The sequence below is a fragment of the Stenotrophomonas sp. Steno-C15 genome (assembly GCF_056393265.1).
In genome coordinates this window covers 112,579-133,693 of the sequence record NZ_JBWJPF010000005.1, presented here as the reverse complement: position 1 = coordinate 133,693, position 21,115 = coordinate 112,579, and the positions used below count along the sequence as shown (strand labels likewise).

Sequence of the window (21,115 nt, the reverse complement as noted above, 5' to 3'; positions counted from 1 at the left end):
GAAGTGCGGCGCAAGGGGGCATGCTGCCCCTGATGTACCGCCCTAACCGGCGTCGCCAGCGCCGTGGCACTCAGCGTGCACCGGCAATCCGTACCTGGTCGCGTCCCTGTGCCTTGGCCCGATACATGGCGGCATCGGCAGCACGCAGCAGGGAACGCCAGCCCAGTGCATCGGTACTGCCCTCGGCCACACCGAAACTAGCAGTGACACGCAACACGTTGCCATTGCCCAGCACGATATCCGACTGCTGCAGTGCGACGCGCAGCGATTCGGCCAACCGGCCACCCGCGCCGAGATCCCCATCCGCCAGCAGCACAAGGAACTCCTCGCCACCGTAGCGGGCGATGCTGTCGGTGTGCCGCAGGTACCTGCGCAGCAGCTGCGCAACCTGCACCAGTACCTCGTCGCCTGCGGCGTGGCCATGGCCGTCGTTGATTGCCTTGAAATGATCGACGTCGAGCAGGATCACCACCGCCATGCCGTTGCCTGCGGCGTGCCGCTGCTGCACGTGTTCGTCCAGCGCGCGCCGATTGAGCAACCCGGTCAGCGCATCGGTGCCGGCCAGCTGGCGCAGTTCGCTGGTCAGTGCGGAACGCTCACGTGAGGTCTCGCGCAGCACTTCAATCGCGTCGAACAGCCGCTGCATCTCTGCCAATGGATGAGTGACGTGCTGCGCGGGGCCCGGCGCGTCGGACGCGATCTGCACCACCTGTTCCTGTGCCTGCAGCAGCGGCCTGAGGATCTGCCGGTGGGCGATGCGCAGGGCCACGCCCAGCACCGCCAGCGTGCCCAGCGCGGTGGCCCACAACACGGCCAACCGTGTCGCCTCACGATTCCGTGCCTGTTCGAAGCGACCGATGGACATGCTCAGGTAGCCGTCGCGCAGCGCCTCCAGTGACTGCAGCGTCGGAACGTAGCGCGCAGTGAATTCCGCGGTGCTCCACGGCGGAGGCCGTCCACGGCGACCGTCCTCGATCAGCTGTTCGATCATCGGCAGCGACTCGGCGAAGAACTGCCGGCGTGCCATGTCCCAGTGCCACGACAGCTCGGGATCACTGCGAAACACCGACTCGTGGCTGGCTGCCAGCCGCCACAGCTCGAGCAGGCGGCCCTCGGTCTGCTGCGCCGCGCGTACCTGCCGGACGTGCCAGGCCCCGGGAACCGCCACCGGGGCCATCACATTCGACGCCAGTCGGCCGCCATGCTCGCGCAGGTCCATCAGGATCTGGCCCTGGATCGCCGGAATCGCCGCTTCGCGGCCGGTGGCCACCAGCACGTTGATCTGCGCCGAACCCAGGCGATGCAGGCGATCGGTCACCATGAACATGCTGTTGATCGCATGCTCCACGTCGTCGACCGTCCGCGCGTCTGCCGGCTTGGCCACGACCCGGTCCACCGCCGCGCGCGCCTGACGGAGCTGATGCTGGGCCTCGAACAGGGTGCGGCGCTCGTCAGGCAGGGAGGGCCCGGACAGGATCACGGCATCCATCTGCGTCATCGCCACATCGACCCGCTTTCGCGCCTGTGCCAGCCCCGCCGCGAGCCGCGCGCGTTCGCCGGCATCGGCGCAATCGCTGCCGAGCAGGCTGTTGGCAGGCCCGCGCTCGGCCGAGGCCAGATTGGCCAGATCAAAGGTCTGTCGCAACCGGTGCAGGCTGACGAGGTTGTCCTCCGCTGCGGTGTAGCGCAGCGTGCCCTGGACCAGGGCGATGACCATCAAGGGCAGCGTGCAGACCACGAACAGCCCGGCCAGGATCCAGACCCAGGTCCGTAACCCGATCGGCGACACCTTGCGGGCCATTCACCATTCCCCTGAAGTGCGGGTCACTGTAGCTGCCGGCTGGCGGCACCCACAAGCGTCCACCGTGGCGCTGCAGTGGCGCCCGCTGGCACCGGCAACCGTCAGATCCAGCGCTGGTCCACCAGTTCCCGTTTCACATAGGCATAGAACACCGGCGCAGCGACCAGCCCCGGCAGGCCGAAGGCGGCTTCCATCACCAGCATCGACAGCAGCAGTTCCCACGCACGGGCCTGGATCTCGCCACCGACGATGCGGGCATTGAGGAAGTACTCGAGTTTGTGGATCACCACCAGGTACAGCAGCGCCACCACCGCAACGTAGAACGATACCGACAGGGCAACGATGGTGATGACGGTATTGGAGATGATGTTGCCCACCACGGGCAGCAGGCCGGCGATGAACGTGATCAGTACCAGCGTCTTCGACAGCGGCAGGTGCACGCCGAACAGCGGCAGCACCCCCAGCAGGAAAATCGCGGTGAACACGGTATTGAGCAGGGAGATCTTCACCTGCGCGAACACCACCTGGCGGAATGCGGTCGCCAGGCGGCCGGTACGGCCGATCAGTTCGTGCGCCAGCGGCCCCATCGTCGGCAACGGAAGCTCGTCGTACAGCGCGATCATCGCCCCGAGCACCATGCCGATCAGCACGCGCACGCCGATCTGCACCGCCGATGTGCCGGCGACGCCCAGCTGCCGCTGGTGCTCTGCCGCCCACTCGTTCAATGCCGCACGCAGTGCCGGCATGTCCTCGGGAATATAGGGCTGCAGCAGCGCCGGCACCTGGTGGCGCGAGGTGTTGAGGATGTCCATCAGGCGCGCCAGCAGCGCATCCGGCCCGCCGGTTTCGGTGCGGAAGAAGGACGCCACGCCGATGCCGGCCAGCACGAGCACGCCGATGATGACGGCCGAAAGCACGATCACCGCGATCGCACGCGCGCGCCCGGGCGGCAGGCGCCCCTCCACTGTCGACGCCAGCAGGTGGGTCAACTGGAACACCAGCAGGCCCGACAGCAGCGTCACCACCAGGCCCAGCTTCAGTACCAGCCACATCCCCAGCAGCATCAATGACCAGGCCGCGATCCTTGCAACGGGAGGCCGGGGCTGGGCAACGAGGGCGTCTTGCATGGCATGGGTCCGGGCGGGGTGGCCCATGGTAGTGGAACGCTCCGGACACCGAAATGAATGGAGTTGGGGCCAGCGCTTGCGATCACAGGCAATGAAACATCCCCGGCAGCCGCAGGCCTGCCGGGGTTCCTGCCTGCTGCCTTCACCTGTGCCCTGGCGACGCTGTCGAGCCACGCAGCATCAGACTGAAGTCCAGCGTCTGCTGAAGCGGGACATCGACGCCTTCGATGATGGCGAGCAGCAGTTTGACTGCGCGGTCGCCGATCTCCCGCATGGGCTGCCGGATGGTCGTCAGCGGCGGCGTGAGGTAACGCGACGACGCCAGGTCGTCGAAACCGACGATGGACAGTTCCTCGGGCACGCGGACGCCCAGTTCCCGGCAAGCCGCCAGGGTTCCCAGCGCCATCTGGTCACTGAAGCAGAAGATCGCGGTCGGCGCCGATGCGGCGGCCAGCAGTGCCGTCGCCGCCGCATGGCCGGATTCGACGGAGAAGTCACCCGGCACGACACTCAACTGGCGCAGTCGGCCGCGCGCCCTGCCCGCCGCCCGTGCCCCTTCCAGCCGCTGCTGGTGCAGGGGGTTGTCGGGGGGGCCGCCCACCAAGGCGATCCGCTCATGTCCCAGTCCGTACAGGTGCTCCATCACCGCACGCGCGGCGGCAGCGTTGTCGATGTGAACACTGGGGAGGCCCAGCGCAGGGTCGAATTCACAGCCGTTGACCACCGGCGCGGCGGCGCCCTGCTGCTCGACGATCGCGCGCGCGGTAGGCGGCAGGCGATGGCCCAGCACGATCAGGCCATCGGCCTCGTTGCGACGGAGCATCTGCGCATAGCGCTCCTCGCGGTCGGGTCGATGCTGGGTGTCGCCCAGCAGGACGGCGTAGCCGACGGCCTGGGCCGCGTCTTCGGCACCCTGCAGGATCTGTGCGAAGAACGGGTTGGCAATGTCCGGCACGGTCACCAGGATCTTGCCGCTGCGCTGCGTCTTCAGCGTGCGGGCGACCGTGTTGGGCACATAGCCCAGCGCGGCGGCGGCCTGTTCGATGCGCGTGCGCGTCGCCGGCAGCACCTTGTCCGGCCGGGACAGCGCCCGCGACACCGTACCGGCGGAGACGCCGACGTGCTTGGCGATGTCGTAGATGGTGGCCATGGCGTCAGTTCTTGTTTCCGCTGTGCAGTGCACAACAGGGTTTGCGGGAGACCCTGCTAGGGTAATGCAATCGATTGCATCGCGGGCGAACCACGTTGAAGACGCTCAAGGGTCCGGCGCTGTTCCTGGCGCAGTTCATCAGCGAAACACCTCCTTTTGATCGGCTGGACACGCTGGCCGGCTGGGCTGCGGGCCTGGGCTATTGTGGCGTACAAGTGCCGACGAACGCGCCGCATCTGTTCGATCTGGCCGAGGCCGCGCGCAGCCAGGCGTACTGCGACGACATCAGCGGCATGCTGGCCGACCATGGCCTGCAGATCACCGAGCTGTCTACCCATCTGCAGGGACAGCTGGTCGCCGTCCACCCCGCCTACGACAGCCTGTTCGACGGCTTCGCGCCGGTGGACAAGCGCGGCAACCCCGCCGCGCGCCAAGTGTGGGCGGTGGAACAGTTGAAGCTGGCCGCCCGCGCCAGCCAACGCCTGGGATTGACCGCGCATGCCACGTTCTCCGGCGCGCTGGCCTGGCCCTACTTCTATCCCTGGCCGCAACGCCCACCGGGACTGGTGGAAGAAGCCTTCGCCGAACTCGGCCGGCGCTGGCGTCCCATCCTGGAGGCGTTCGACGCCAGCGGCGTGGACCTGTGCTTCGAGATCCACCCGGGTGAGGATCTGCACGACGGTGCCACCTTCGAGCGCTTCCTCGATGTGGTGGACCACCACCCACGCGCGAAGATGCTGTACGACCCCAGCCACCTGCTGCTGCAGCAGATCGACTACCTGGGCTTCATCGACCGGTATCACGATCGCATCGGCATCTTCCACGTCAAGGACGCGGAATTCCGGCCCAGCGCGCGCAGCGGCGTCTATGGCGGTTACCAGGACTGGATCGACCGGCCGGGGCGCTTCCGCTCGCTCGGCGACGGCCAGATCGACTTCAAGGCGATCTTCTCCCGGTTCGCGCAGTACGATTTCCCGGGCTGGGCGGTCGTGGAGTGGGAGTGCTGCCTGAAGCACCCGGAGGACGGCGCACGCGAGGGAGCCGCCTTCGTCCGTGACCACATCATCCGCGTGACCGAACATGCCTTCGACGACTTCGCCGGCAGCGGCACGCCGCCGGAATCACTGCGCCGCATGCTGGGACTCTGAGCCACTACCGCCCCGGGAGGGCAAGCCATGACGCACGCCATGTCGCGCTTGGGCGCGATGATGTTCCTGCAGTTCTTCATCTGGGGCGCGTGGTTCGTGACCCTGGGGACGTATCTGGTGCAGGGCCCGCTGCAGGCCAGCGCCAGCCAGGTGGCCACCGCCTTCCTCAGCCAGTCCATCGGTGCCATCGTCGCCCCGTTCCTGGTCGGCCTGATAGCCGATCGCTACTTTGCGGCGCAGCGCATTCTCGGAGTGCTGCACCTGGCCGGTGCGGTGCTGATGTGGTTCGCATCCACGGCGACGGACTTCAACACGTTCTTCGCTTGTGTCATGGGTTACATGCTGCTTTTCATGCCGACGCTGGCCCTGGCCAACAGCGTGGCGATGCGCCATATGCAGTCGCCTGAGAAGCAGTTCCCGCTGGTGCGCGTGGCCGGCAGTGTCGGCTGGATCGTGGCCGGCGTGCTGATCGGCTGGCTGGGCTGGGAGCAGGCGCATCGGCTCGAACTGACCTTCCGCATGGCGGCGATGGCGTCGCTGGCCCTGGGTCTGTATGCCTTCACCCTGCCGCACACACCGCCGCTGGCCAGGCAGCGCGATGCGGGACTGGGGCAGATCCTGGGCCTGGACTCGCTGCGGCTGCTGAAATCGCGCTCCTACCTGGTGTTCTTCCTCGCCTCCATCGCCATCTGCATTCCGTTGGCGTTCTACTACAACTTCACCAATCCGTATCTCAACGACCTCGGCGTGCGCGGCGCGGCCGGCCTGCAGTCGCTGGGCCAGGTCTCGGAAGTGCTGCTGATGCTGGCCATGCCGTTCCTGTTCGTCCGCCTGGGGGTCAAGACGATGCTGGCGGTGGGCATGGCCGCGTGGGTGGTGCGCTATGTCATGTTCGCCTTCGGCGATGCGGGCGGTGCGTTCTCCCTGCTGGTGATCGGCATCGTGCTGCACGGCATCTGCTACGACTTCTTCTTCGTCACCGGCCAGATCTATACCGACGCACACGCGGGCCCCGACGCGCGCAGCAGCGCGCAGGGCTTCATCACCCTGGCGACGTACGGCGTAGGCATGCTGATCGGCACGTTCCTGTCCGGTGCGGTGGTGGAGCACTTCACCACGGCGGCGGGTCCGGACTGGCAGCAGATCTGGCTGTTCCCGGCCGGCGTCGCACTGGTGGTGCTGATCGCCTTCCTGCTGCTGTTCCGCGACCGCCCCGCTGTCGCGGCCGCTCCCACCGCACCCTGAGGATCCCATCGGATGTCCAAGCTTGGAATCGCCATCATCGGCACAGGCATGATCGGTGCGGTGCATCGCCGCGCGGCACTGCTGGCCGGGGCCGAGGTCCGCGGCGTGGCGGCCTCTTCCCCGCAGCGCGCACAGGAGGTGGCGCAGGCGTGGAACGTCGCGCATGCCTACCGCGATATCGAGGAGGTGGTCAGCGATCCGCAGGTGCAGGTCGTGCATGTGTGCACGCCCAACCATCTGCACCGCGCCATGGCGCAGGCCGCGCTGGAAGCCGGCAAGCACGTGATCTGCGAGAAGCCACTGGCCACCACCCTGGACGACGCCCAGGCATTGGCCGCGTTGGCCGCCAGGACCGGTCTGGTCGCTACGGTCCCCTTCGTCTACCGCTATCACCCGGTGGTCCGCGAGGCACGCGCACGCATCGCGCAGGGCGAGCTGGGGCCACTGCACCTGATCCACGGCAGCTACCTGCAGGACTGGCTGCTGGATCCGGCCAGCAACAACTGGCGTGTCGACCCCTCGCTGGGCGGCACCTCGCGCGTGTTCGCCGATATCGGCTCGCACTGGTGCGACCTTGTGGAATGGGTCAGCGGCGAACGCTTCGCCGAGGTCAGTGCCGCGTTCGCCACCGTCATCGCCGAGCGCGGCGCGGTCACCGGGCAGAGCTTCACCACGCCGGCCGCCGGCGGCACGACGCAGGCTGTTTCCAGCGAGGATGTGGCCACGGCGATGTTGCGCACGAGTGCGGGTACGCTCGCCTCGTTGACGGTCAGCCAGGTTTCGGCCGGACGCCACAACCGGCTGTGGTTCGAGATTGACGGCGCCAGGGCCAGCGTGGCCTTCAACCAGGAAGATGCCGAGCGGCTGTGGATCGGCCGGCCCGACCAGCGCGAGGATAGCTTCGTGCGCGGGCCCGGTGCCGGCAGCGCCGAACAACGCAGATTGTCGGTCTTGCCGGCCGGACACGCGCAGGGCTATGGCAACTGCTTCGAAGCGTTTGTCGCCGACACCTACCGTGCCATTGCAGGCGAGCAGCCGGAGGGCCTGCCCACCTTCGATGACGGCCTGCGCTCGGCGCGGATCGTCACACGTGTCATCGCATCCGCCAGGTCACGTGCCTGGATGGCCATCGATTGAATTCCCGGAGGACTGCCTGATGAACATCCGTATCCGCAGGACCGCAAGCCTTGCACTGCTGCTGCTCGTTGCCCTGCCCGCCTTCGCGCGCGATGCCACCGACCTGCACACGCCCATCGCGGTGCAGATGTACACGTTGCGCAATGCCGGCTCGCTCGACCAGCAGCTGAAGATCGTCCACGACGCCGGCGTGCGCGCCGTGGAAACAGTCGGTACGCAGAATGTCAGCGCTGCCGAACTCAAGCAGCTGCTCGACAAGTATTCGATCAAGGCGATTTCCTCGCACACGCAGCTGGCCGATCTGCGCAGTGACCTGGATGGCGTGGTCGCCTTCAACCGGGCCATCGGCAACACCACGCTGGTGGTGCCCTATCTGGCCGAGAAAGACCGCCCCACCGACGCTGCCGGCTGGACGGCGCTGGGCAAGGAACTGGGCCAGCTCTCGAAGCAGGCCCGTGCCAAGGGCATGCGCCTGGCCTATCACAACCACGACTTCGAGCTGGTCGACTTCAATGGCACGACCGGACTGGAACTGCTGTTCGCCGCGGCCGGCCCCGATCTGCAGACCGAGCTGGACCTGGCCTGGGTCGCACGGGCCGGCCATGACCCGGTGGTGATGCTGGGCAGATTCAAAGGCCGCCTGTTCGCGGTGCACGCCAAGGACAATGCCCCGAAGGGCCAGGCTGAGGATGAAGGCGGCTTCGCCGCCGTGGGCCAGGGCGTCCTGGACTGGAAAGCGATCCTGCCCGCCGCCGCCACGGCCGGCGTGCAGTGGTACATCCTCGAGCATGACCAACCCCGCGATCCAGCCACCGTCATCCGCACCGGTGCGGACTATCTGCGTGAACACCTGACTGCCCGCGTGCCTGCCGGTGCACAGCGCTAGCCCGCGAAGGAGCCCAGCTTGAAAACGATTCTGAAAGTGACTGTCGCGCTGTGCGGCACCCTGCTGGCCGCTGCGGCGTGGTGCAAGGAAGACCCTGCTGCCGGAGCGCAGCTCTACGCAACGCACTGCGTGGCCTGCCACGGTGCGGAGCGCGCCGGCGTGCCACCGACGTTCCCTGCGCTCACCGACGTCAGCAAACGGCTTCAGCCTGCGCAGATCAAGGACAAGATCAAGCAGGGCGGCGGCTTGATGCCCCCCTTCCCGCAGCTGTCGCAGCAGGAGATCGACAACATCGCCAGCTACCTGGCGAAGTAGGCATGAGGGTGCGCTACAGCTCGCGCACCCAGATGTTGCGGTAGCTCACCCTGGCGTCGTGCTCCTGCAGGTACAGCGGCGCACAGGCATGTGGCGCGTAGGAAGGCGCGCCGATGTACTCGGTCTTGCCCGCCAGCACCGTGTCGTCCTGCACCAGCACACCGTTGTGCAGCACGGTGATGCGGGCCGGCGAGGTGAGCCCGCCGCCTGCCGAGAAGCGCGGGGCCTTCCAGATGATGTCGTAGGCCTGCCACTCGCCGGGCGCACGCGAGGCATTCACCAACGGAATGGCCTGCTTGTACATCGATCCGGCCTGGCCGTTGGCATAGGTCGGGTTGTTGTAACTGTCGAGCACCTGCAGTTCGTACACCTCCTGCAGGAAGATGCCACTGTTGCCGCGGTGCTGACCGTCGAATCCGGCGGTCGCGGTGGGCGTGCGCCACTCGACATGCAGCTGGACATCGCAGAAGCGCTGCCTGGTGCGGATGCCCTTGCTGCCGGGCACCACGGTCAGCGCGCCATCGGCAACGGTCCAGGGCACGGGTCCGCCCTGCTCCGACTCCCAGCGCGACAGATCCTTGCCATCGAACAGCACGATCGCATCGGAGGGCGCGCGGCCTGGCGGCGTCGCTACGACCGCGGGAACCGGCGTCCACACTTCGGTCTTCGCCGGATCGCGCGCAGGGTCGCCGCCGTCCTGCGCGAACACGGGTGCGGTGCCCAGCAGGCAGGCCACTGTCAGGAGAGGTCGGTTCATCGTGCTTCCGGATCAAGGTGGGGGGTCGAGGCGTGGAGGCCCATCAGCTGGTCCCCCACGCCGGCGTGCCGGGCGTATAGGCAAGATCGCCGTCATAGCGACCCGGCACCGCAACGTACTTCAGCACTTCGGTCGCACCGACCTTCGAGGTGAAGAAGCCGAAGATGACCAGCTGCTTGATCATCGTGAAGTAGTGCGGCGCTGCCTCCCCCTCTTCCGCGGCACCGGTCTCGGTGACCTCGACGACGTGCGCCCGGGCTTCCGCATCCAGGGTGCGCAACAGTTCGCTGCGGGCCTGCGAGGGGAGCGACACGAAGCGGCCACCGGCACGCTTGTCGATATCGACCAGGCCGGCGCGGAATATCGCCTGCTGCCGGGGGGTGTAGCAATCGGTGACGAACAGCGCCATGAACGGGCCCGCGCCGGCATCCTTCGCGCCCGGCGTTGTGGTTCGCGGCAGGATGGTTTCAGCGATCTCGTCCAGCATGCTGATGTCAGCGGCAGAGAACGCGGCCTTCGATCCTGTCGTCGCGCTCTGCCCTGCGGCCAGTGCGGGCAGGCCCACCATGGCCGCGCCGGTGGCGGCGACGATCATCTTCAACAGTTCGCGACGGTCCATCACAGGTTCCCCGCTTTCAGTTCGCGTACGGCATGGTCGGCGGCCCGTGCCGTCAGCGCCATGTACGTCAGCGATGGATTCACGCACGCGCTGGAGGTCATGCAGGCGCCATCAGTCACATAGACATTCGGCGCATCCCAGACCTGATTGTGCTGGTTGAGCACGGAGCTTCTGCGATCGCGGCCCATGCGGGCCGTGCCCATTTCATGGATGCCCTTGCCCGGGGCGTAGTCGTTGTCGTGCATCTCCACGTCCTTGACGCCGGCTGCCTCCAGCATCTCGGCAGCATCGGCCGCCATGTCCTTGCGCATCGCCAGTTCGTTCGAGCGCATCGAAACGTCCATCGCCAGCACCGGCAGCCCCCACTTGTCCTTGCGCTGCGGATCCAGGCGGATCGTGTTGTCGTGGTGCGGCAGCATCTCGCCGAATCCGGTCATGCCGATGCGCCAGTCGCCCGGCAGCGTCAGCGCCTCCTTCAGGTCGGCACCGATGTTCAGCTCGGCGATCTCGCGCGACCACCCGGTGCGGCTGGCACCGCCCTGGTAGCCGAATCCGCGCAGGTAGCTGCGCTTGTCCGCAGCGACGTTGCGGAAGCGTGGAATGTAGAAGCCGCAGGGGCGGCGACCGAAGTAGTACTTGTCGTCGTAACCCTCGACCCGGCCGGAGGCACCGGCACCAAAATGATGGTCCATCACGTTGTGCCCCAGCTCGCCGGATGACGACCCCAGACCGCCCTCCCAGACATCGGTGGCCGAGTTCATCAGCATCCAGGTCGAGTTGAAGGAGGATGCGTTGAGGAAAATGACCTTGGCGGTGTACTGATAGGTCAACCCGGTCTCGGCATCGATGACCTCCACACCGCGCGCGCGCTTGCGGTCCTTGTCGTACAGCACTTCCTTGACGATCGAGAAGGGCCGCAATGTCAGATTGCCCGTTTTCATCGCCGCCGGCAGCGTCGCCGCCTGGGTCGAGAAGTAAGCACCGAAGGGACAGCCCAGGATGCACTTGTTGCGGTACTGGCAGTTGACGCGCCCCTGCTCGGGCATGGGCTGGGTGATGTTGGCGGTACGCGAGTGGATCATGTGCCGCGTTCCGCCAAACGCCTTCCTGATCCGCGCGGCCACATCCTTCTCGACGATGTTCAGCGGGATCGGCGGCAGAAATTCACCGTCCGGCAGCACGTCCAGTCCCTCGCGCGTACCGGCGATGCCGGCGAACTTCTCCACATGGTCGTACCAGGGTGCGATGTCGGCGTAGCGGATCGGCCAGTCAGTAGCGATGCCGTCCTTGAGGTTGGCTTCGAAATCCAGATCGGAGAAGCGGTAGCTCTGCCGCCCCCACATCAGCGAACGGCCGCCTACGTGGTAGCCACGGAACCAGTCGAAGCGCTTGGTCTCGGTGTACGGTGACTCCTGCTCATTGGCCCACATCCCTTCCAGGTTCTCGGCCAGGCCGTAGTCGCGCATCAATACGGGGAAGGCGGCCTTCATCGCCTGTGTCGGCCGGTTGCGGTGCGGGAAATCCCACGCCTCCTTCATCGCATTGACGTAGTCCTTGACGTGCTCGATGTTGCGCCCGCGTTCCAGCATCAGGACCTTCAGGCCCTTCTCGGTCAGTTCCTTCGCCGCCCAACCGCCACTGATTCCCGAGCCAACAACGATGGCGTCGTAATGATTGTCTGCCATGGGTCTACTTCACCTGGGTGGATATCGTTTCAGACGTCGCAGAGGCGGATCGCCTCGCGCAGCGAGCCGACGGGATCGGGTGCCGCAGGCATGAACTCCTGCGCCAGATACCCCTCGAAGCCGGTGTCGCGGATCGCGCGACAGATGGCCGGATAATGCAGTTCCTGCTGGTCACCGATCTCGTGCCGGCCTGGCACACCTGCGGTGTGGTAGTGCTTGAAGAAGCGGTGATGCCTGCCGATGGTGGCGATGATGTCGCCCTCCATGATCTGCATGTGATAGATGTCGTACAGCAGGCCGAAATTGTCCGATCCGAGCCGCTGGCACAGCTCGACGCCCCATGCGGAGTGATCGCACAGGTAATCGGGATGATCGACCCTGGAGTTCAGCAGCTCCATCACCAGCACGACACCACGCTTCTCGGCATGGCCGAGGATGCGCTTCAGCCCGGCTTCGGCATTCTCCAGGCCTTCCCGCGGATCCATGCCGTCACGATTGCCGGAGAAGCAGATGAGGTTGCGGTAGCCGGCATCGGCCACCAGATCGATGTGCCGCGCGTAGCGCTCCACCAGTGCATCGTGATACTGGCGGCCGGCAAAGCCTTTGGTCAGGCTGATCTCGGCGCCGTTGCACATGGAGCTGTAGACGCCATGCGCCTTCAGTGTGGGCCAGTCCGCCGGTCCCACCAGATCGATGGCGGCGCAGCCGATATCCTTCACCGTCTGGCAGAGCTGGGCGACCGACTGCTGCGGGAACGTCCAGCGGGCGACGGAATGCTTCAGGTTGCCCTTGAGTGGGGCCTGGGCGGCGAACGAGGGCAGCGCGGCTGCCGCAGCCAGGCCAAGGCCGCCAGCGAACGCCATGCGCAACGCATCGCGCCGCGTAAGCCCCGATGCCGGTCCGATCGAATGGATGGACATCCATCTGCCGGCCTCCCAACCGGTATCAAACGCAACGATTCACAGCAATGCAATCGATTGCACCATAAGGGAGGAATTCTTTTTTTTGCAAGACGCGGTGCACGAAAAATCCATGCTGCGCGGCACAACGCCGGCCTGCCGTGGAAAAAAGAAAAGCCCCGCATCGGCGGGGCTTTCTGTTTCCTGCGGACGCGCGTCCGATCAGAACGGAATGTCGTCGTCAGCAAAATCGTCCATCGGCGGCGCCGACTGCTGCGGCTGCGGGCGCTGGTTGCCGCCCTGGTTGCCATAGCCACCGCCCTGTCCACCACGCTGGCCACCACCACCGCCGTACTCCTGGCGCGGTGCCTGCTGGCGCTGCGGACGATCACCGCCGTAGTTGCCGCCACCACCGCCACCGCCTTCACCGCGGCCGCCCAGCATCTGCATCTCATCGGCGACGATATCGGTGGAGTACTTCTCCACGCCGTCCTGGCCGGTGTACTTGTCGTAACGCAGGCTGCCTTCGACGTAGACCGAGCTGCCCTTGCGCAGGTACTCGCCGGCGATCTCGCCGAGCTTGCCGAAGAACACCACGCGGTGCCATTCGGTGCGTTCCTGCTGGTTGCCATCCTTGTCCTTGCGGACGCTGGTGGTGGCCAGGCTGATGCGGGTGATCGCCATGCCGCTCTGGGTGTACTTCACGTCCGGGTCGTTGCCGAGATTGCCGACCAGGATGACTTTATTGATGCCGCGCGCCATAGGTACCTTCGTCCGTTGTCCAGGGGCAGTCGACCAGTGATAGCACAGCCCCGGCCGGGGGTGCAGGACACTGGGCCGCCCCCGATGAATTTGGGGGAATGCAAGAACACCGCATCTTAGCACTGCCGCCGCTCCGTGCCCGGCCAGAAGCGACGAAAGACACCGAAAGATCCTACTGAAATCCTTGTAAGGCAATGACTTAGCCGTCCGGGCCGGACACCCCGGCGCGGCTGGCCGCAGTGACGGCCGGCGCTGCGATGGCGCCCCCATGGCATCATGCCGGGGCATCTACTCATTCGTTCGCGCGCTTCCCCCATGACCATCAAAGGCAAAGCCACCTCCCTGGACATCGCCCATCTGGCCGGCGTCTCCCAGCCGACGGTGTCGCGGGCCCTGCGCGGCAGCCCGATGGTCAATGCGGAGACCCGAGAACGCATCCTGCGCATCGCCCGCGAGCTGAACTACAAGGTGGACAAGAACGCCTCCAGCCTGCGCCTGCGCAATGCCGGCACGCTGGCCCTGCTGTTCTTCGAGGACCCGACCAACGACGATTCGCTGATCAACCCGTTCTTCCACTCGATGCTGGGTTCGATCACCCGCGCCTGCGCGCTGCACGGGCAGGATCTGCTGGTGTCGTTCCAGCAGCTGTCGACCGACTGGCAGGCCGACTACGAGGACAGCAACAAGGCCGACGGCATCATCCTGCTGGGCTATGGCGACTACCACGAATCGCGCGACCGCCTGCAGCGGCTGGTCGAACAGGGCACCCACTTCGTGCGCTGGGGTGCGGCCCTGCCCGGCCAGCCCGGGGTATCGATCGGCAGCGACAACTTCCAGGGCGGGCACGACATCACCACCCATCTTCTGCAGCAGGGCTGTCGGCGCATTGCCTTCCTCGGCCACGCCTCCAGCCATTACCCGGAATTCGAGGAGCGCTATCGCGGTCACGTGGCAGCCCTGCGCGATCACGGGCTGCATGCCGAACCGGCCCTGCAGCACGATGCCATCACCACCGAAGCGTCCGGCCAGGAAGCCTGCCAGGCGCTGCTCGCGCGAGGCGAACACATCGATGCGATCTGCGCCGCCAGCGACCTGATCGCCATCGGTGCGATCCGTGCACTGCGCGAGGCCGGGCTGCGGGTGCCGCAGGACGTGGCGGTCACCGGGTTCGATGACATCCCGCTGGCCGCATCTGTATCGCCGGCATTGACCACCGTGCAGCAGGACACCAAGCAGGCCGGGCAGCTGCTGGTGGAACGGCTGCTGGCCTCGATCAGCCGGCAGCCGGTGGAGAGCCAGAGCATCCCGGTGAAGCTGGTGGTGCGGGAATCATCGCTGCGCGGCTGAAACAGCGGACGTGATCGGACGGGACTACGCAGTGAACCCGGCCTGCGGGCACCGGACCGGGTGCCGCAAGGCCCGCAGGTGGACGGCCCCGTCGGGTGGCCTCAGCCCTGGGCGAAGTCCTTCAGGATCTCGCCGACGCCACTGGGCGAAATCTCGAAGCCCAGCGAGGTACCCGGGTTGATCACCACGCCGTAGCCCCCCGGCACGCGGCGCAGCACGTCCAGCATCAGCCAGCGGATCTGGTGTTCGGCCTGCTGGCTGTAGATGCCCACCCGCGATGGATCGGTGAACACGGCCACGTGCAGCGTGCCCTGCTTGTCGAACAGCAGTGGGTCGAAGCCGCTGCCGTCGGGGGTGACCAGGCTGCCGGTCAGCAGCAGCACCTCGGAGGCGACGAAGGCCTCCATGAAGGCGCGGATCGGCACCGCCCCGTCCATGGCCGCCTTCAGCAGGGTTTCGATCGGGGTCTGCGGGGCGAGGTCGGACATGGCGGTACGGCGCGGCGTGAGGGGTGCCTATTGTAGGGTCGAGCCTGCTCGAAGAGCGTGCCAACCAAGGTTGGCACCTACCAGAGCGGGAGTGCCAACCGAGGTTGGCACCCACCAGAGCGGTAGCGCCGGGCCACGCCCGGCGGCGCCCTCACCGTCCCAGACGCTGGTCCCGAGCCTTCTGGTCGGCCATCGCCCTGTCCAGCTCTGCCTGCAGCGCTGGCTGCTGCACGGAGGCATCCAGCACGTACACCTTCACGCCATGCGCGGGCACTTCGGCCTTCAGGGAGGCATCCACCTGCAACAAACCGCCGTCCAGCGCGTCGCGCCAGCGGCCCGCCTGCAGGTAGCGCTCCACCTGGAAAACCGTCGCCTTGTCGCCCTTGTTCAACAGCACCAATGCGGTCTGTGCCACATCCCCCTGCTGCAGCACACGGAAGAACACCGCCTCATTGCCACGCAGGCGCTCGTTCACCTGCAGGCCGCGCTGCAGCGCCGGGGTGGCCTGGCGCAGCTGGGCGATGCGCCGCAGTGGCGCGAAGATCGGGCTCTGCGGTGCGGCATCCACCCGCGCCTGGCCGAAGTAGGCACGGTTGCCGGCATGCTCGGCACGGCCCCGCATGAAGCCGGTTTCCGAGCCGTAGTAGACCACCGGGATACCACGGGCGGTGAACAGCCAGTTGTGCGCGTCGATGAAACCGTTGTCGCTGGCCTGCAGGCGTGGCATGTCGTGGTTGTCGTAGAAGCTCATCAGCTCGTACGGATTGGCATAGGGGCCGCCGGTCAGGTGCAGCGGCTCGGCCAGCGTCTCGAAGCCCTTGCCGGCGGTACCGAAGGTCTGTTCCAGCGCGCCACGCAGCGGGAAGTCGAGCACGCTCACATTGGCGTTGCGCGGCCAGGTGTGCTCGGCAATCCTGCTGGCGTCGTAATCGAAGGCCTCGCCGAACATGAACATGTTCGGATGCTCGGCGCGGATGCGGTTCACGAACTCGTGCCACCACGGGTGCGGCAGCCAGCCGATGGTATCGATGCGCAGTGCGTCCACGCCCTGCGCGGTCCACTGCAGGTACGCGCCGACGAGGTAGTCCATCACCGCCGGGTTGTTCTGGTTGAAGTCGGACAGCTCGGCCAGGTTGCCATCGAAGATCGAGCCTTCCTTGCTGTCGACCGGGCCGATGGTGTTGTAGAACGCGTGCAGCGGGTTGTGCTTTGGATCCAGCTTCTGCGGGGGCAGGTTCTGGTGGTCGGCGATCAGCTTTCCATCCTTGTCGAAGATCTGGCCGAACTGCGGCTGCCGCGTCGGCATGGTCCAGGCCGGCGAACCGTGGTTGCCGACGATGTCCAGCACCACCTTCAGGCCGGCACCATGCAGGCCCTTGGTCAGGCCTGCAAAGTCCAGGTCCTTGCTGGGCAGGTGCTCGTCGAGTTTGTAGAAGTTGATGCCCCAGTAACCGTGGTAGCCGGTCTTGCCGCGGTCGGTCAGCGTGCTGGTGCAGCTGATCGGCTTGCTGCCGGTGAACGCCTCATCCGGATTGTCGACGATCGGCGTGATCCACACCGCACCGAAGCCGAGCTGACGGATGTAGTCGGCGTTGTCGAGCACGCCCCTGAAGTCGCCGCCGAGGTAGCCGATGTTGCCGTCCACCTTGTCCGGGCAGGGCACTGGAATGTCGAACGTGCGGTGGCTGCCCCCCTGATCGCGATGATCGTTGGACGGATCACCGTTGACGAAACGATCGGTCACCACGAAGTACACGGCATCGCTGGCGAACGGTTCGAGCGTGCCCACGTAGTCCGGGCGCGATGCGGCCTGTACCGCCGTGGCGAGCAGGGCCAGCGACAGCCCCAGCGACATTCTGGAATACACATGCATCACGCACTCTCCTGATGGGCCGGCACGCGAAGCACGCACAGCCCGGCAATGAACAGACTCACTCCACCCAGCACCAGCACGTGCAGGGGATTTCCGCCCAGCCACTCGCGCAGTGCGAAGCCCAGCGCGCTGGCCGCGACCAGCTGCGGAATGACGATGAAGAAATTGAACAGGCCCATGTAGATGCCCATCTTCGCCGCCGGCACGCTGTCGGACAGCAGGGCGTACGGCAGCGACAGGATCGAGGCCCAGGCGAAGCCAACGCCAGCCATGGACAGCAGCAGCCAGGTGGGATCCTTGATGAACATCAGCGAGATCAGACCCAGCCCGCCGAGCCAGAGGTTCACCAGGTGGCTCCAGCGCAAGCCGATGGCGCGCACCATCGGCGGGATCAGCAAGGCGGCCAGTGCGGCGAAGCCGTTATAGGCGCCGAACAGCACACCGACCCAGTTGGCACCCTCGTTGTACGCCGCCGACTGCGGGTCGGTGGAACCGAAATGCGTGCCGGCCACCGCTGCGGTGGTGTAGATCCACATCGCAAACAACGCAAACCACGAGAAGAACTGCACCCAGGCCAACCGGCGCATGGTCACCGGCATCGCCCGCAGATCACCCACGATCGCCGCCAGCATGTGCGCCCGCGGCAGCGTACGGGCCAGCGCAAGAAGCACACCATAGCCCGCGCAGAGACCCGCCAGCACGTAGAGCATCCTGTCGCCCTGGCGCGCGGCGATCACAGCGGCCAGCAGCACGCCCGCCCCCAGCCACAACGCCACCTGCGCCCACGGCGCGGGGCCACTCGCAGCGGCGGCGGCATGGTGCGCCGGCGGCTCGGCGTCTTCGAACCCGGCCAGTTCTGCCGGTGAATACTCGCGGGTACTGACCACGGTCCAGGTGATCGCCGCCAGCAGCACTGCCGCACCGAAATAGAACGCGTAGCGCACCGTATCCGGCACCTCGCCGGCAGCGGCTGTGTTGGCCACGCCGAAGTGGGCCAGGATGAATGGCAGGAAGCTGGCGACGATGGCACCGACACCGATGAAGAAGCTCTGCATCGCGTAACCGGCCGGTCGCTGGCGCGGTGCCAGCTGGTCGCCCACGAAGGCCCGGAACGGCTCCATTGATACGTTGATCGAAGCATCCAGCACCCACAGCGTGCCCGCCGCGATCCACAAGGCAGGTGAGTTGGGCATCACCAGCAGGGCCAGCGTGGTCAGCACCGCGCCGATCATGAAGAACGGGCGACGCCGGCCCCAGCGCGTCCACGTGCGGTCGGAGAGATAACCGATCACCGGTTGCACCAGCAGGCCGGTCAACGGTGCGGCGATCCACAGCCCGGGCACCGACTCCATGTCCGCGCCAAGCGTCTCGAAGATGCGGCTGGCGTTGGCGTTCTGCAGGGCAAAACCGAACTGGATGCCGAGGAAGCCGAAACACATGTTCCAGATCTGCCAGAACGACAGCTGCGGTTTGGCAGGGCGGTTCATCGTGCGTCCTCCGCCGTGGCGACCGGCGCCAGCGTCAGCGCCTTCACCTGCGCCTGGTTGAGCACGCCTTCGCGCCCACCCTTTCCGCCGGTGTAGTGCGCGAAATGCTGCAGCGCGCTCATGTTGAAGCCTTCTTCAAGCGCGACCGTGCACGGCCCCTTGGGCACAGCGAACGTTGCCGAGGTCGAGTCCTGCACGGCCACGCTGTGCGGCATCGCAACCGTATGCCGCTGCAATGGCTGGCCCGGGCACTGCAGCACCAGCTGCTTGACCGCAGCCGTGACACCGGTGTTGATCGGCCCGTTCGGGTTGCGGTACTGCAGGCGCAGGCGCACCTGCCCGGCCTTGGCCGAGGTGAACTGCCAGCGTTCCTCGCCCTTCAGCACCTGCTGCGGACCGACGCAGAGCATCGGGCTGTGCAGCGATTCCAACGTGCCTTCGCGCCGGGTCAGGCTGAGGCAATGCTGTAGGCCATCGTCGCTGATGCGCGCCACGCCGTTGCTGTCGGTGACCGCCTTGCCGTCCTTCCACAGCACCTGATCGGCTGCCACCGGAACGTTCCAGCCCGCGCCCCTGCGCAGGGCCTGCGGCGCAACCGGCGTGGCCGGTGCACGCATGTTGGCATCCGCAGTCGTGGCAGCGAAACCGGTTGCTGCCGGGGCGGCGACCAGCTGCACCGTCGTGGTGCTGCCACGCGTGGTGGTTCTGCCGGCCACCAGCAGGCCATCGCCCACGTTCTGCGGGCGCTCCAGCACATAGCGCTTGCCGTTGGCTTCCAACGTGATACGGGGATGTGTGCCGAACAGTTCCGGCACCAGCGCGGCCGGCAGCTTGGGCTGCACGCGGCCATCGTCCTGCACGCCGAACACGCCTTCGGTGACCATGGCCAGATAGCCGGCCACCGACCACAGCTGGCGCTCTGAATTGACCACCGGCCCGCTCAGCGCGCCTTCGTCCACATGCACGGCCTGGCTGACCAGCTCGTAGTTTTCCATGTTGGAACCAGCCAGTGCCGCCCCCTGCATCAGCGAGCGGATCTCGGCGGCGATGCGCGGCGCGTCGTCCAGCTGTCGCGCAGCACGCAGCGAATACGCACTGACGAACGGCCAGATCGCACGGTTGTGGTAGATCGGCTGCTGGGCTTCCTGTGGCCACACCACCGGGCTGCCGGCCGGCCCCATCGGGTAGTTCGCCAGCGCGCGGCGCGCCCGCGCCTCGGGCAGCACGTCGGCCAGGATGCCCAGCGACAGGCCCAGCAGGTCGACCTTGGCGTAGGGCACCGGATGCGCCGCCTCACCGATGTAGCTCATGTACTGGCCCATGTCGTCGCGCCAGAAGCGCGCATCGATCCGTACCGCCAGTTCATCGGCCCACGCCTTGTACTGCGCACGGCGATCATCGCCCCGCTGCGCGGCCATCTGCTCTGCCAGCCGCAGTGCCTGGTAGTGCAGGACGTTGGTGGACAGCGCGTAGGAATCACCGATGAAGCGTACGTTCTCCCGGGTCCAGTCCGGATACGTCTGTTCACGCCAGTCGAGGAACGAGGTTTCGCCGCGATAGAGGCCCATCTGTGGGTCGAACACCATCGCCCGGTCCTGCGCCAGCGTGCCCTGCAGCGCCTGCCAGACCTGTTCGGCAAAAGCAGGATCATCCAGCAGGTGGCGTGCGGCCAGGAACCACACCACACGGTCGCTGCTGATCGGCCAGCTGCCGCCGGAGCCGGTATCCTGCGCGACGAACAGGCCGGGCGTGCGCCCATCGCGGGCAGCCGACAACTTGAACTGCAACGACTGACGCGTGCGCTGCGGATCCAGCCGCGCCAACGCCAGGTCGGCGGCGAAGCTGACATCGCGGGTCCACACGTAGGGCCAGCGGGCGCCGGTCTGGAAGCAGTCGCATGGCACCGGCCGCCCTTCGTCAAAGGCGGGGTCGCGGATCGCATCGACCCGGTCCTGCGCCATCTCCTGCTGGGCCAGCGCGAACAGCGCGTCGAACATCACGCTTCCGGTCTGGCTGCGCATCGGCGCGGCGGCAATCGGCACAGCGCCGTTCGGCGTGTGCAGCACGAAGCTGCCCTTGGCAGCCGCTTCGGCACGCGCATGGCGGCCGTCGAATTCCAGGTCGGCCGCATGCGCGGTCGTCCCCAGCGCTGCCCCCAGGGCAGCGGTCAGGCAAATGATCTTCAGCATCGAAGCGGCAGACCGGCTTGCGCCCGTCGACCTCCCTCCCTCTCTGCACCGTTTATAGGTCCGCGCAGCCGTGACCGGCGCGCGGGCGCGGCGCCTCCCTCAAGGTGCCTTGGGCCCATGGTAGACGCGGGGCTGTCGCCTGCGTCCAGCTGCATACGTATTCATGCACCGACGCGGCAGTACGCCCGCCGGGCTGGCTT

General features: G+C 66.7%; 18 protein-coding genes. 6 read left to right on the top strand and 12 right to left on the bottom strand.

Going from position 1 to position 21,115, the window contains the following annotated elements:
* Positions 1-70: 70 nt before the first annotated feature.
* The 3 genes from AC06FB_RS06535 to AC06FB_RS06525 all read right to left on the bottom strand — a co-directional run bounded on the left by AC06FB_RS06535 (position 71) and on the right by AC06FB_RS06525 (position 4,078).
* Positions 71-1,801 carry a GGDEF domain-containing protein gene (locus AC06FB_RS06535; protein WP_322522848.1) on the bottom strand — a complete coding sequence of 577 codons (1,731 nt, stop codon included), beginning with the start codon at positions 1,799-1,801 and terminating at the stop codon, positions 71-73.
* 101 nt (positions 1,802-1,902) lie between these two features.
* On the bottom strand, positions 1,903-2,928 hold the full coding sequence (locus tag AC06FB_RS06530) for an AI-2E family transporter (RefSeq protein ID WP_322522849.1): 1,026 nt from the start codon (positions 2,926-2,928) through the stop codon (positions 1,903-1,905).
* 142 nt (positions 2,929-3,070) lie between these two features.
* Positions 3,071-4,078 carry a LacI family DNA-binding transcriptional regulator gene (locus AC06FB_RS06525; protein WP_164151775.1) on the bottom strand — a complete coding sequence of 336 codons (1,008 nt, stop codon included), beginning with the start codon at positions 4,076-4,078 and terminating at the stop codon, positions 3,071-3,073.
* Positions 4,079-4,173: 95 nt separating this feature from the next.
* Here AC06FB_RS06525 and AC06FB_RS06520 point away from each other — a divergent pair, with 95 nt between their 5' ends.
* The 5 genes from AC06FB_RS06520 to AC06FB_RS06500 are packed head-to-tail and all read left to right on the top strand — an operon-like array spanning position 4,174 to position 8,809.
* The gene (locus tag AC06FB_RS06520; RefSeq protein WP_478053480.1) at positions 4,174-5,226 is read left to right on the top strand and encodes a sugar phosphate isomerase/epimerase family protein; all 1,053 of its coding nucleotides are present in this window, start codon (positions 4,174-4,176) and stop codon (positions 5,224-5,226) included.
* Between the two features lie 27 nt (positions 5,227-5,253).
* Positions 5,254-6,471 (top strand): nucleoside permease, encoded by a 1,218-nt coding sequence (locus AC06FB_RS06515; RefSeq protein WP_262100211.1) that lies wholly within the window; start codon positions 5,254-5,256, stop codon positions 6,469-6,471.
* Between the two features lie 12 nt (positions 6,472-6,483).
* Positions 6,484-7,608, top strand: coding sequence for a Gfo/Idh/MocA family protein (locus tag AC06FB_RS06510; RefSeq protein WP_478053479.1), 1,125 nt, complete (start codon positions 6,484-6,486; stop codon positions 7,606-7,608).
* Positions 7,609-7,627: 19 nt separating this feature from the next.
* On the top strand, positions 7,628-8,494 hold the full coding sequence (locus AC06FB_RS06505; protein WP_065182392.1) for a sugar phosphate isomerase/epimerase family protein: 867 nt from the start codon (positions 7,628-7,630) through the stop codon (positions 8,492-8,494).
* Positions 8,495-8,512: 18 nt separating this feature from the next.
* A complete protein-coding gene (locus AC06FB_RS06500) occupies positions 8,513-8,809 on the top strand; it encodes a c-type cytochrome (RefSeq protein ID WP_053516691.1) in 297 nt (98 codons plus the stop codon).
* 13 nt (positions 8,810-8,822) lie between these two features.
* Here AC06FB_RS06500 and AC06FB_RS06495 read toward each other — a convergent pair whose 3' ends face one another.
* The 5 genes from AC06FB_RS06495 to AC06FB_RS06475 form a co-directional block, all read right to left on the bottom strand.
* On the bottom strand, positions 8,823-9,566 hold the full coding sequence (locus tag AC06FB_RS06495) for a 3-keto-disaccharide hydrolase (protein ID WP_065182393.1): 744 nt from the start codon (positions 9,564-9,566) through the stop codon (positions 8,823-8,825).
* A 43-nt stretch (positions 9,567-9,609) separates the two neighbouring features.
* Positions 9,610-10,185, bottom strand: coding sequence for a gluconate 2-dehydrogenase subunit 3 family protein (locus AC06FB_RS06490; protein WP_053516689.1), 576 nt, complete (start codon positions 10,183-10,185; stop codon positions 9,610-9,612).
* Positions 10,185-11,870, bottom strand: coding sequence for a GMC oxidoreductase (locus AC06FB_RS06485; protein WP_164151768.1), 1,686 nt, complete (start codon positions 11,868-11,870; stop codon positions 10,185-10,187). Before AC06FB_RS06485 ends, AC06FB_RS06490 begins: the two co-directional genes overlap by 1 nt.
* 29 nt (positions 11,871-11,899) lie before the next feature.
* The gene (locus AC06FB_RS06480) at positions 11,900-12,790 is read right to left on the bottom strand and encodes a hydroxypyruvate isomerase family protein (protein ID WP_478053478.1); all 891 of its coding nucleotides are present in this window, start codon (positions 12,788-12,790) and stop codon (positions 11,900-11,902) included.
* A gap of 201 nt (positions 12,791-12,991) precedes the next feature.
* Positions 12,992-13,531, bottom strand: coding sequence for a single-stranded DNA-binding protein (locus AC06FB_RS06475; protein ID WP_459062744.1), 540 nt, complete (start codon positions 13,529-13,531; stop codon positions 12,992-12,994).
* Positions 13,532-13,846: 315 nt separating this feature from the next.
* On the opposite strand from AC06FB_RS06475, the gene AC06FB_RS06470 reads away from it, so the two are divergent.
* Positions 13,847-14,878 (top strand): LacI family DNA-binding transcriptional regulator, encoded by a 1,032-nt coding sequence (locus AC06FB_RS06470; RefSeq protein WP_253118922.1) that lies wholly within the window; start codon positions 13,847-13,849, stop codon positions 14,876-14,878.
* A 101-nt stretch (positions 14,879-14,979) separates the two neighbouring features.
* On the opposite strand, the gene AC06FB_RS06465 is transcribed toward AC06FB_RS06470, so the two are convergent.
* The 4 genes from AC06FB_RS06465 to AC06FB_RS06450 form a co-directional block, all read right to left on the bottom strand.
* A complete protein-coding gene (locus AC06FB_RS06465; protein WP_164151766.1) occupies positions 14,980-15,366 on the bottom strand; it encodes an SseB family protein in 387 nt (128 codons plus the stop codon).
* A 151-nt stretch (positions 15,367-15,517) separates the two neighbouring features.
* Complete coding sequence (locus AC06FB_RS06460; RefSeq protein ID WP_430542965.1) at positions 15,518-17,239, bottom strand: alpha-amylase family glycosyl hydrolase; 1,722 nt, start codon at positions 17,237-17,239, stop codon at positions 15,518-15,520.
* On the bottom strand, positions 17,239-18,726 hold the full coding sequence (locus AC06FB_RS06455) for an MFS transporter (RefSeq protein ID WP_164151764.1): 1,488 nt from the start codon (positions 18,724-18,726) through the stop codon (positions 17,239-17,241). The genes AC06FB_RS06460 and AC06FB_RS06455 overlap by 1 nt, the downstream gene beginning before the upstream one ends.
* Positions 18,723-20,915: a glucosidase family protein gene (locus AC06FB_RS06450; RefSeq protein ID WP_478053477.1), complete on the bottom strand. Its 2,193-nt coding sequence runs from the start codon at positions 20,913-20,915 to the stop codon at positions 18,723-18,725. Before AC06FB_RS06450 ends, AC06FB_RS06455 begins: the two co-directional genes overlap by 4 nt.
* Positions 20,916-21,115 lie beyond the last annotated feature (200 nt).